The following is a 12,051-nucleotide window of genomic DNA, read 5'->3' on the forward strand; positions in this document are numbered from 1 at the left end:
AACGAGAAAGAAGATTTTTTCTAATTTCATGTTACATATTTTTGTGAGTTGATTAACTTATGGATGTTCAACTTAATAGTAATTGCGCGGTGTTTTTTATTTAGGACTTGAATTATTAGTTTTTTCAGATTATTATTTATGAAATAGTTCATCAGATGAATCGTTATAAAAAGATCTTAAATTGTATATGAAATCTGTAACAGAATGGTGGGAGAGAATGAAATGAAAGCTGTAACTGCAAATCTGATAATTGCTTTAAAAGAGGTACTTCCTGAAACACAAGTAGTAGTAAATGAAACGGTGAGAGAACTGCACAGTAAAGATGAATCTTATCATCCTAGCAGTCTGCCTGATGTTGTTGTATTTCCAACAACGACAAAAGAGGTTAGTGAGATAATGAAACTAGCGAACAAGTACCAAACACCAGTTGTACCATTTGGAGTAGGCTCAAGCTTGGAAGGTCATGTAATTCCATATGAAAATGGCATTACAATTGATTTTTCACTGATGAATCAAGTGCTGGAGGTAAGAGAAAAAGATTTTCTAGTTAAAGTGCAACCTGGAGTAACTCGTTCACAGCTTAATAAAGAATTAAAAAAGTATGGATTGTTTTTCAGTGTGGATCCAGGGGCGGATGCAACATTAGGTGGAATGGCTGCTACAAATGCAAGTGGAACGACTTCAGTAAAGTATGGCGTTATGCGTGATCAAGTTCGTGATTTAGAAGTTGTACTTGCAGATGGAACGATTATACATACAGGGAATTTAGCTGCAAAGTCATCATCTGGTTATCATTTAAATGGTATTTTCGTTGGATCAGAAGGAACACTTGGTTGTTTTACGGAATTAACGCTAAGAGTATATGGAATACCTGAGCATACGATGGCAGCAAGAGCATCTTTTCCGACAGTGAATGATGCGGTAGAAGCTGTAATTGATATTTTACAAGCTGGCATTCCGATTGCGAGAATTGAGCTTGTTGATGAACTTTCAATGAAACAAGTTAACAAATATAGTGAAACAAACTATAGGGAAGAGCCAACGTTATTTTTAGAGTTTCATGGAAATGAAGCGGGATTAAAACAAGATATTGATTTCACAAAAGAAATTGTTAAAGATCACAAGTGTAAGGCTATTTCATTTGAAACAGAAACAGCAGCAAGAAATAAATTATGGGAAGCAAGACATAATTTAGCATACGCTTATGTTCATAGTTGCCCAGGGAAAAAACTGATGAGTATGGATGTTTGTGTACCAATTTCAGAGTTAGCAAGTGCAATACAGTATGCAAAAGAGACTTTAGATGCTATGGGAATTGTTGGGGGAATACTTGGACATGTCGGAGATGGGAATTTTCACGTTCTATTAATGGTGAATCCAAATGATACAGAGGAAGTGCATAAAACAGAAGCGGCAAATGAAAAAATTGTGATGTATGCTCTTGAGCGCGGTGGAACATGTACAGGTGAACATGGGGTAGGGATTGGTAAACAAAAATATCAAGAAAAAGAGCATGGAGCAGCACTTCTTGTGATGAAAAAAATGAAACAAGCTCTTGATCCGAAAAATATTCTGAATCCAAATAAGATTTTTAAAATTAAAGAATAGGGAATGATTCTGTCAATGATCCACGACTGAAGTCGCGGGTTTGGAAACTTTGCTTCCGTTGGGGAACAAAATTTAAATAAAATTGAGACGATGCTTCACTTGAATATTGAAGCCTTAACCGTTCTGTCCTCTCTTTATGTACGTGACTATGCAGATGTTGAAGGAACGCAAATCATCAATGTTTCTTCAGGAGGAGGATACTTGATTGTTGCTGATGCTGTGACCTACTGCGCGACAAAGTTCTATGTAAGTGCCTTTACAGAAGGTCTCGCACAAGAATTGAAAGGAAAAGGAGCAGCCATGCAAGCGAAAGTCTTGGCTCCTGCTGCAACAGAGACCGAATTTGCGAAACGATCCTATGATGTTGATAATTTTGAATATAATGGTGTTGTTCCTAAGTTCCATACAGCTGAACAAATGGCCGGTTTCTTGCTCGATTTATATGACAGTGGGAAGATGGTAGGAATTGTGAATGGAGAAACGTATGACTTCGAATTAAGAGATCCGATTTATCCGTATGTGACCAGGACAAGAAACTAGTTTTTGAAAATCCCAACATAACAAAAAGCCGATAGTTTTGAAGTGCCTCCCAAAAGTTAGACACATTCTAACTTTTGGGGGGCACTTCAGAACTACAAGTTCTTTTTTCTTTTTCCTATAATAGCAAATGTAATTTCAAGGCTTATAATTTGTTATTTGCAAATATAGAATCTTCTAAGTGAATTACAGGGTATTGTTTAGAATCTAAGTTTTTAGTTATGACTGGATATAGTTCCATTTTTTCAGACAAATCAGTGATTGAAGCGCTCACTGTAAACCCGTTTTTCGCATATAAATATATATGGAATTTATCATTCTTAGTTGGCAAAAAATTAATCTCAGATATTATACTTTGTATTTCGCTTGGTAATTTATTTAACTCCGAAATAAGTTCTCTAAGTTGTTTTTCATCATTTCTAGTAAATTGTTTTATTACAGGTACACTTTTGGAGATTTTATTATTTGTAACTTTATCCAATATTGTACCATTTTCAAGTAGAAGATAATACTTATTATCTTTAATCATATATGCAACAGTGCTATTTTCTTTAACATTAATAGTGACTCGACTTGGAAAGTTCTTTGAAATTTTGACTTCTTTAATCAGATTATTTTTCTGTATTCTTTTTTTTATATCTTCTTCATGTAAATTCCAATAATTATCTTTGTCGCTTAAATTGGATAGACTTATAATTTCTGCTTTTGAAATTATTTCATTTCCAGTTACATATATTGTTGAAATTTTTCCAAAGCGATTAAAAAATAATAACAAAATAAAAGTTATTAATACACATATACTTAATGCTTTTTTCCTTCTAGCTGCTTTTAAATTTCTACTTTGTATTAGTTGTTGATGACGAACCTGTTGGTTAAATGGATATACATTATTTTGATTCATAATACCTTCCTCTAGTAGCCTACTATATTCCATTTAAAAAAATGCTCTAACATTTGTTGTTTAGTATGTTAATGGCCATCATGTACATATTTAGACTTTTTTTACACTGCAGGGTGTATCCCCTAGCTACTAAAACGGACATAAATTCCTAAAACATTATATACATAATAGAATAATTTCTCAATATAGTTATAATATACAAGTGATATTCTTCACAATTAAATAAACAGATACAGCATTTTAGATTTCTAATTAAAAAATTAGTAACATTTAGTGATATAGTAAATCATCTCTAAGTATTCTTAAAAAAATATCACCATTTTGTAAAATAATCAAGGTGTCGAAAGAAATTTCATTCTCCCGATATCTAATATAGGGAATAAGGGAAGTAATGCTAAGAAAGATAAATGATTATTTTCGTCGCGGGACTGAGAAGATTCTACCTCTAAGCGTAGGTGGCGAGTAGTTCACAAATGCTTCGTAAAAAATCACATAAACAAAGGGAGAAGAGTGATAAACATTCTTCTCCCTTTGTCTGTAATTAGGGTTAGCATTATACTAATAAATATACGCTGTTGTGAACTGCTAGATGAACAATCCACTTCTAAGATTTTAAAAGAAAGAAATAAATAATAATATGATATGCAATATTGAATATTAAGATATAGGTGTTCGGTATATACCTAAATTGGAAGACTTGTATTTTATATTAAATATATACAAATAAAAAAATACACAAGTATCTAAATTAGCGGATTTCAAATCCATTATTTTTGCCATTCTGTAAGTGTAACATCCCATAGTAATACATCGGTATCAATGAACTTGATACAAAGTTCATTTGCTTTATCCAACTCTATTTCAAAGGAACTTTTTGATGTAGATATGTTTTCTTCAGAGAATTGAACCGTTTGTACATCTTTTCCATCCACAGAAATAATTATCTTTCCAGAACGTTTGCTAGCACCATCTGGGATACCAAGATAGCCCGAAATTTTTACATATTTACCCTTTAACAAGTATTTAAATTGCTGAAAATCTGTGCCATTACTACTATACATATTTAATTTAGATTCAATTTTTTTATGAGCAATTTCAAAACTATGGAAATTTTTATCTTTCGGTGTATATCCATTAGTTTCTGTCAGTTGATTTAGTCCTATAATAGTTCCGTTTTTGAGAGATTGTTGCTGCTTTTCTAATGATTTGTTAAATTCAGCTACAACAACAATCAATCCTAAGGTAAGGATTGATGCTGTTACACAAGTAATAATAAGTTTTTTTAAAAAAGTATTTGAACGAAATCCAATTTTATATGCAACAAATCCTATTGTAGCACCCATTGCATTCACAATCACATCATCAATGTCAAAACCCCCAAGAAAAGTTAGCATTTGTAAAACTTCTAGTATAAGGATTGAAATGCAAAATGAGGTAATGAATCGAATGAAGCTACAGCGGTATAACAAAGGAATTAGTACTCCAAAAGGTATGAATGCAGTTAAATTCCCAAAATTAAAAACCCATAGGTTAAAGTCTTCTTCACTTGTCATATTTGGTAATCCTAAAGGAATACTAGTCGGAATTAACTGGTATTGGTATTCATAATTAATATATTTTAATCCCAACCTATCAAAACCAAGAAACATAAAGTAAAGTATTAAAATTGAATAAAAGCCTAATATTGTGAGGACAATCTTACGATGTTTACCTTTGATAATAAAACCTCCTATTACTCAAGAATATTCTTATTGTTTTTATTAAATATGTATTTTTAAAATATAGCAATAAAAACATATTAATATAAGTAATAATGATGCATCAACAAAAAAATAATTTGTCAAAAAGTTAAATTGATAAAGGTGGTGAATAAGTATATCGGAATCAATTTTTGGTGATTTATTTATTTTAAATGTCGTTTAAACGTAATTTATATTTTTGAATAAAACTTATACACTACACTAAAAAGGTATTTTATACAGTTCATTCATAAAACGATTATTAACAATTCGATAAAATGTGTGAGGATTCAAAAAACATTTTTCAAAAAATAACAAAATTGTGGAACACGCTTGTTGAGGAGATTGAACATGAAATGTGTATAATCCGTAGGACAGGGTGCTTACAATTTAGATTTTGGATAAATTTATTGTGGAATAAATTTCATAAAACTTATATATAGAGATATAAAAGTATTGTCATTAAAGATATCTCTAAAGACTCTAAATAGAGAAAGTGTTCTTTAATTTTGTTTGACAGGAAAATTTTCATTTGTATAATAAAGAAATGAGTTTATCTAGGTATTGCTATTTTATTTTTTATTTGAAAATGGATCTGTCGCCCTCACATTAGTAGTTATGTTAGTAACAAACGGATTGGAAACGTTTAATATAATGTCGTTTTTATTTGATTTATAATAATGTTTATTGTTTCTGAAAAGTACGAATACTCCCGTTTAATCACATATTAATAAGATTACTTGGGTATTTGAAGTTGTATTATCGTTAATCGTAAAATGCAATATACTAAATTAGTTAATGATTTTTTATTAGAAAGCTATCAGCTGTAATAAACTTATTATTTTTAATTGCATTTAGAACTGTATTATTTTAATATATTGTACTTAAGAGGAGAATGAAATGAAACAAAAACAGAAAAAAAATACTAAAAAAAGTATGATTCCCTTAAGGTTGAATATATTGTTTTTCTGTGTATTTTTACTATTTTCAGCTGTTATTATTCAGCTAGGAAAAGTACAAATCGTTGATGGAGAGAGTTATAAGAATATAGCGGAGAAACAAGGGAATTCCACAATCAGTATTCCCGTTCCACGTGGGAAAATTTTTGATCGAGAAGGAGAAAAAGTTGTTAACAACAATGCTATTCGTACTATTACATATACAAGGATGAAGGGTGTAGATTCAGAAGGCATTCTAAAAACAGCTAGAGATCTTGCAAACGTACTTGAAATGCCAGAAGAAGACATAAATAAGTTAACCGAAACAGATAAAAAGGATTTTTGGGTAAAGTTAAATAAGGAAAAGGCTCAAAAAAAGATTACGAAACAAGATGAGGCAAAATTCCGAGCCAAAAATATTGAAGGGAAAGAGCTTGATAAAAAAATAGAGGAATTAAGACGAGAACGTATCACAGATGAAGAACTAAGCGAATTAACACCAAAAGATTTAAAAGTATTAGCTATTAAAAGTAAAATGAGTTCGGGCTACTCAATGACACCTCAAATTATAAAGAAAAATGTGCCTGAGAAAGAATACGCCATTATAAGTGAAAATTTAGCTAAATACCCAGGGGTAGATACAACAGTTGAATGGGAACGTAATTATGTAAATGGTGATTTATTTCGTTCGGTATTGGGTAATATAACAAATTCTGAAGAAGGACTGCCTAAAGAACAATTAGACTCTTATATGGTACGTGGTTATAGCCGTAATGATCGCGTAGGAAAAAGTTATATTGAACAACGATATGAAGATGTATTACATGGAACAAAAGCAGAAATTAAAAATATTACTGATAAAGAAGGAAACATTATTCGAACGGAAACCGTTTCTAAAGGGAAAAGCGGAAACAATGTAACGTTAACAATAGACATGAAATTACAGGAACAGGTAGAAGAGATTATTGAAAAGCATTTAAAAGCTTTTAAAGGTTCAGAACGTTTATTAGACCGAGCATTTGTTGTTATGATGAATCCAAAAACGGGGCAACTTTTATCTATGGCAGGGAAAAAATTAGTCAAAAAAGATGAAAATATAGAAGTAGAAGATTATGCTTTAGGCACAATGACAAGCTCCTATGAACTTGGATCTACTGTAAAGGGAGCAACACTTTTAACAGGATATGAGACAGGTGCCATAACACCAGGAACATATTTTTATGATGCACCAATGAAATTTAAGGGAACAGCAAAAGCTAAGAAATCTTGGAAAGACTTTGGAACTATTGATGATATAAGGGCATTACAAGTTTCATCTAACGTGTATATGTTTAATACAGCTTTAAAAATTGCAGGTATAAATTATGTACCGAACAGTTCTTTAGATATTAAAGCGGCTACATTTGATAAGATGAGATATTATTTTGGGCAATTTGGATTAGGAGTTTCGACTGGAATTGATTTACCAAATGAAACGTTGGGACAACAAAAAAAACAAAATTATCAACCAGGTTTTTTACTAGATTTAGCTATTGGTCAGTTTGATACATATACGCCGTTGCAACTTGCACAGTATGTTTCTACCATTGCAAATGGGGGGTATCGAATGAAGCCACAGATTGTACAAGAAATTCGGGAGCAAACAACGAAAGAAGAAGATATTGGTAAAGTTGTACAAACTATGCAACCCATTGTGCTGAACCGCATAGATATGAAAAAGGAATATATCGACCGAGTACAAGAAGGCTTTAGGCAAGTGTTCCAAGAGGGTGATGGAACTGGTGTGAGGTATTTCCAAAAAGCTCCTTATAAACCAGCTGGTAAAACAGGAACAGCGCAAACAGTTTATGGAGGCGAGGACCCTGTTGGTAGAGATTCAGAAGGGAATCGTATTCATTGTTACAATTTAACTTTAGCAGGATATGCCCCATATGATAATCCAGAGGTTGCATTTTCCGTTGTTGTACCATGGGTAAATGATGATAAAGGTGGAATTAATTCAATGATTGGTAAAGATATCTTAGATGCATATTTCGCTTTAAAAAAGAATCAAGGAAATAACGTTTCTCCATAAACAAACAAGTTGAATGCTTCTAGTAAATATATATAAACGAAACGCCCCTACATTAAAATTTTGTAGAGGCGTTTTTCATGAAAATAATCAATAAGGAATGGAAAAGCATGAAGCAAAAGAACCCCAAATATTGGCGTAATATAACATTGTTTTTATTGATTACAGTGATGCTTATGATAATAAGTTTAAACTTTTTATTATGTAAAATAGAAGGGAGATCTATGTATCCTACTTTACAAAATGAAGAGTATATACTAGTTAATAGAGCAGGTGCAGCAATTTTTCCATTACGTCATGGAGAAATTGTTATTATAAAAAAACCCAATGATCCTAAGTATTATGTGAAAAGGATAATTGGATTGCCAAAAGACAAAGTTAAAATAGAAAATGATATTCTGTATATTAATGGAAAGGAAAAAAAAGAAAACTATATTTATAAAGATTTAAGTAATAAATCCAAATATCTTGCTAACTTTGAAGAAAGAGAAGTACCTTCAAATAAATTATTTGTAATGGGTGATAACCGTTACCATAGTAAAGATAGTCGAAATGGTCTGGGATATATTGATAGATCTAGTATTGTAGGAACAATAATATATCAATTTTAATTATTTGAATTTTGATTTTTTCCTTGAAAGTTATTTTAAGTTCATTAACTGTTCGATTCGTCGGAAAACACTTTGGATTTGGTATATTAAAAAAATTAAAACGTGTATAAATATGAAATATTGCATATTGAAATGCATTGATATCCAAATGAATTCTCGCTATTATAAAAATTTACCACAATTCAATACTCAAAAAAGAGGAGGAAATCATATGGAAATCGCAATTGCAGTTTTGAAATTCATTGGTGGAGTAATTCCATTAGTAACAGAATTATTAAAAGCAGTAATGTAGTTTAGTTTTTGCAATTATTTATATCATATGAAGCACAAAATAAAGGGGTCAGTTTCTTTACAATAAAGGATCGACCTCTTTATTTTGTGCTTCATATAGCCTAAGGTATTAAAAGGTTTTTAGCTTTTATTTTTTGGTTTATAGACAGTTGCTTTAGGGGTTGTCCATATAAATTGTTCAATAAATGTATGTACTAAATTATATCATCATTAAGGGGAATACATTATGTTACCAACTACAACACATCGATCAACTAAAAAGAAAAAATGGGTTATTATCGGAGTTACTGCATTAATTATTGCCATTGCAGCCGTCAATATTTTTGTTATGCAAGGTAAGAAGAAGGAGACAGCAAAGGGAGACGCTGTTAGCTTTGAGAAAGTAACAGAACGTACACCCAATAATACAAAATTGATTTCTGGACAAGTAAAGCCGGGAAATATCGAGAGCTTCTATGCAGATCCAACAAAAGGAAAAGTGAAGGATATTGCGGTGAAAGAAGGGCAAGAAGTAGAAAAAGGAACGAAATTATTCTCTTATGATAATGAAGAAATCAATTTACAAATGAAACAAGCTGAGCTTGATCAAAAAATGGCAAGTATGCGCTATGATCAAGGGAAAAAGAAAATAGATTCACTAAATAAAGAGATTAAGAAAGCAAAAGATAGCGGCGCTGGGAAAGAAGTAACAGATCCGTTAGAAGAGCAAGTAAGTGAACTAGAAATACAGCAAAAAACAACTGAACTTGAGAAAGAAAAAGGTCAATTACAATCACAACAATTAAAGAAAAAACAAGATGAACTCACAATTTATAGTAATTTTGCTGGTGTTGTACAAAAATTAGATAAAGATGCAGCACAAAGTTCGACGCAAGCGATGGGTGGACAAGGAAAGTCATTTTTACAAATCGCTTCTAAAGATCCATTCCAAATTCAAGGGACGTTAACAGAACTTCAAAAATCACAAATCCAAAAGGATCAAACATTTACAGCAACTGCAAAAGCCAATAACAAGAAGAAATGGACAGGTAAAATTACAGAGATAAGTGAATTCCCGACAAGTGCAGAGATGGCACAAGCAGCTAGTGTTGGTGAGGGAACACAAAATATGTCTCAGTATACATATAAAGCTAGTTTAGATGGTCAAGAAGGTTTATCTTCAGGCTATCACGTATCACTGCAAGTAAACTTAGAGAATAAGAAGATGATTGCTGTTCCTAGTAAAAGTATTATTGAAAAATCTGGTAATCTATTTGTTTATGTAGAAGACAAAGGAAAACTTCGTAAACAAAATGTGAAAAAAGGTTCTACTGATGGAGATTGGACAGAAATCCTTGAAGGTGTAACAGTGGGACAAAAGGTGGTTAAAAATCCTTCCGACAACGTGTATGACGGAATGGAAGTGAAAGAAAAATGATTACGTTAAACAATATTCATAAAACATATTACCAAGGGAAGCTAGCGGTACCGATTTTACATGGTATTAGTTTAACAATTCAAAACGGTGAGTTTGTTTCCATTATGGGACCATCTGGCTCAGGGAAATCAACCCTTATGAATATTATCGGTTGTTTAGATCGTCCAACAGAAGGCGAATATGTGTTAAACGGCGTGAATATCTTAACGGCAGATGAAGCAAAGCTTGCCCTTATTCGTAATGAGTATATAGGCTTTGTATTCCAGCATTTTAACTTATTGCCACGTCTTTCAGCAGTAGAAAATGTAGAACTACCGCTTATATATGGCGGTGTGAAGAAAGCAGAGCGTCGTCAGAGAGCTCTTGAAGCACTGGGGAAAGTCGGATTGACCGACCGTGTGCACCACCTGCCGAGCGAACTTTCAGGTGGACAAAAACAGCGTGTGGCTATCGCGCGTTCCATTGCGAATAATCCAACGTTTATTATGGCGGATGAGCCAACTGGTGCTCTTGATACAAAGTCTGGGGAGCAAGTTATGGACATCTTCACAAAGTTAAATGCAGAAGGTACGACGATTATCATGGTTACGCATGAAGAAGAAGTTGCTGCATATTCTTCACGCCGAATCGTGCTAAGGGACGGGAAAATTACAGAAGATAGAAGGTGTGTGGTATGAGTTTACTAGATAGTATAAAGATTGCTCTCTCTTCTATTCTAGCTCATAAACTGCGCTCAGCGCTTACGATGCTTGGGATTATTATCGGTGTAGGTTCTATTATTACTGTTGTTGCGATTGGGCAAGGCGGGGAGGTGATGTTAAAGTCGCAAATTGCTGGCTCTGGTAATAATGTGATGCCAATTCACTTCACTGCGGATATGAATGATCCGTATGGGATGGGAGCAACGGAAAGACCGAAATTAACAGAGGAAGATATCTTTGAAGTAAAGAAAATTCCGGAGATTGCGCATGTTATTACAACAAATAATACAATGGAACCACTCGATATTAATGATAAAAAAGAGGTGGTTAATGTTATAGGGCTAGATAGTGAATATTTTGCAGTGAATAAAACGAAAGTAGTAAAAGGTCGCTCACTAAATGAAACGGATATGTCCCAAGGGAATAACGTGGTCATGATTAGTACGAGTATGGAAGATAAGGTGTTTAAGAAAGAAAATCCCGTTGGCAAAATTATTGAAATGAAAGGCCAACCGATGCAAATTATCGGCGTGTACAAGTCAGATAATGAGTTTATGGGAATGGGCCCTTCAGAAGCATTAATTCCAATTACATTATGGCCAACATTATATGGAAAAGATGAAATTCAAAATATTTCTGTACAGTCAAAAAATATAGATAATCTAGAAACTGCAGGTAAAAAGGCTGTTGAGGTTTTAAATAGCCGTAAACCAAGCGATGCTTCTGGTAAGTATGAAATGGTGAATTTAAAAGAATTCCAAGAAGGTGTTTCTAAAGTAACAAATATCATGACGATGATTATCGGCGGTATCGCGGGTATTTCGTTAGTCGTTGGTGGTATTGGCGTTATGAACATTATGCTCGTATCCGTAACAGAGCGTACCCGTGAAATTGGGGTACGTAAAGCACTTGGAGCAACGCGCAGTAAAATTTTACTGCAATTCTTAATTGAGGCTGTTATGTTAACGCTTCTTGGTGGATTAATCGGGATTGGTCTTGGTTACGGGGGCGCATATATTGTTTCCACATTTGCGAAATGGCCACCACTCGTTTCATGGCAAGTAGTTGTTGGCGGCGTATTATTCTCGATGACGCTTGGTATTATCTTCGGGTTAATTCCAGCAAATAAGGCGGCGAAATTAGATCCGATTGAAGCACTTCGTTACGAATAGGTTAAATCGGGGCAACAACTTAAGATTATAGAAGCGGGTACAATTGTAGATCTAAAACCCTATGT

At 33.0% G+C, this 12,051-nt stretch carries 9 protein-coding genes and 1 pseudogene; 8 read left to right on the forward strand and 2 right to left on the reverse strand.

Going from position 1 to position 12,051, the window contains the following annotated elements; all coding sequences use genetic code 11:
- Positions 1-222 precede the first annotated feature (222 nt).
- Together ACM6HU_RS26245 and ACM6HU_RS26250 are read left to right on the forward strand one after the other, a co-directional pair.
- Positions 223-1,608: an FAD-binding oxidoreductase gene (locus ACM6HU_RS26245; protein ID WP_016115653.1), complete on the forward strand. Its 1,386-nt coding sequence runs from the start codon at positions 223-225 to the stop codon at positions 1,606-1,608.
- A 36-nt stretch (positions 1,609-1,644) separates the two neighbouring features.
- Positions 1,645-2,148: pseudogene (locus ACM6HU_RS26250) on the forward strand (SDR family NAD(P)-dependent oxidoreductase); the annotation flags it as partial.
- Between the two features lie 142 nt (positions 2,149-2,290).
- On the opposite strand, the gene ACM6HU_RS26255 reads toward ACM6HU_RS26250, so the two are convergent.
- Together ACM6HU_RS26255 and ACM6HU_RS26260 are read right to left on the reverse strand one after the other, a co-directional pair.
- Complete coding sequence (locus ACM6HU_RS26255; RefSeq protein WP_229161828.1) at positions 2,291-3,046, reverse strand: cell division protein FtsQ/DivIB; 756 nt, start codon at positions 3,044-3,046, stop codon at positions 2,291-2,293.
- A 767-nt stretch (positions 3,047-3,813) separates the two neighbouring features.
- Complete coding sequence (locus tag ACM6HU_RS26260; RefSeq protein WP_016131771.1) at positions 3,814-4,695, reverse strand: VanZ family protein; 882 nt, start codon at positions 4,693-4,695, stop codon at positions 3,814-3,816.
- Positions 4,696-5,685: 990 nt separating this feature from the next.
- Between ACM6HU_RS26260 and ACM6HU_RS26265 the strand changes: the two genes are divergently transcribed.
- From ACM6HU_RS26265 to ACM6HU_RS26290, 6 genes are all read left to right on the forward strand, one after another.
- A complete protein-coding gene (locus tag ACM6HU_RS26265; RefSeq protein WP_414848517.1) occupies positions 5,686-7,797 on the forward strand; it encodes a peptidoglycan D,D-transpeptidase FtsI family protein in 2,112 nt (703 codons plus the stop codon).
- A 77-nt stretch (positions 7,798-7,874) separates the two neighbouring features.
- Positions 7,875-8,405 (forward strand): signal peptidase I, encoded by a 531-nt coding sequence (lepB, locus tag ACM6HU_RS26270; RefSeq protein ID WP_016115648.1) that lies wholly within the window; start codon positions 7,875-7,877, stop codon positions 8,403-8,405.
- A gap of 112 nt (positions 8,406-8,517) precedes the next feature.
- Complete coding sequence (locus ACM6HU_RS26275; protein WP_414848518.1) at positions 8,518-8,697, forward strand: hypothetical protein; 180 nt, start codon at positions 8,518-8,520, stop codon at positions 8,695-8,697.
- Between the two features lie 225 nt (positions 8,698-8,922).
- Positions 8,923-10,113, forward strand: coding sequence for an efflux RND transporter periplasmic adaptor subunit (locus ACM6HU_RS26280; RefSeq protein WP_414848519.1), 1,191 nt, complete (start codon positions 8,923-8,925; stop codon positions 10,111-10,113).
- Positions 10,110-10,790, forward strand: a complete 681-nt coding sequence (locus ACM6HU_RS26285) for an ABC transporter ATP-binding protein (RefSeq protein ID WP_016131767.1) — start codon at positions 10,110-10,112, stop codon at positions 10,788-10,790. Before ACM6HU_RS26280 ends, ACM6HU_RS26285 begins: the two co-directional genes overlap by 4 nt.
- The gene (locus ACM6HU_RS26290; protein ID WP_016115645.1) at positions 10,787-11,986 is read left to right on the forward strand and encodes an ABC transporter permease; all 1,200 of its coding nucleotides are present in this window, start codon (positions 10,787-10,789) and stop codon (positions 11,984-11,986) included. The genes ACM6HU_RS26285 and ACM6HU_RS26290 overlap by 4 nt, the downstream gene beginning before the upstream one ends.
- Positions 11,987-12,051 lie beyond the last annotated feature (65 nt).

Source organism: Bacillus sp. IT-79MI2, assembly GCF_949768135.1.
In the GTDB taxonomy this organism is placed as follows: Bacteria; Bacillota; Bacilli; order Bacillales; family Bacillaceae_G; genus Bacillus_A; species Bacillus_A pseudomycoides.

Bases quoted from the DNA above. Each gene is read 5' to 3' on its own strand.
- ACM6HU_RS26245 (WP_016115653.1), top strand. From the start codon at position 223: ATGAAAGCTGTAACTGCAAATCTGATAATTGCTTTAAAAGAGGTACTT.
- ACM6HU_RS26255 (WP_229161828.1), bottom strand. From the start codon at position 3,046: ATGAATCAAAATAATGTATATCCATTTAACCAACAGGTTCGTCATCAA.
- lepB (WP_016115648.1), top strand. From the start codon at position 7,875: ATGAAAATAATCAATAAGGAATGGAAAAGCATGAAGCAAAAGAACCCC.
- ACM6HU_RS26280 (WP_414848519.1), top strand. From the start codon at position 8,923: ATGTTACCAACTACAACACATCGATCAACTAAAAAGAAAAAATGGGTT.
- ACM6HU_RS26290 (WP_016115645.1), top strand. From the start codon at position 10,787: ATGAGTTTACTAGATAGTATAAAGATTGCTCTCTCTTCTATTCTAGCT.
- ACM6HU_RS26265 (WP_414848517.1), top strand. From the start codon at position 5,686: ATGAAACAAAAACAGAAAAAAAATACTAAAAAAAGTATGATTCCCTTA.
- ACM6HU_RS26285 (WP_016131767.1), top strand. From the start codon at position 10,110: ATGATTACGTTAAACAATATTCATAAAACATATTACCAAGGGAAGCTA.
- ACM6HU_RS26260 (WP_016131771.1), bottom strand. From the start codon at position 4,695: ATGTTTCTTGGTTTTGATAGGTTGGGATTAAAATATATTAATTATGAA.
- ACM6HU_RS26275 (WP_414848518.1), top strand. From the start codon at position 8,518: ATGAAATATTGCATATTGAAATGCATTGATATCCAAATGAATTCTCGC.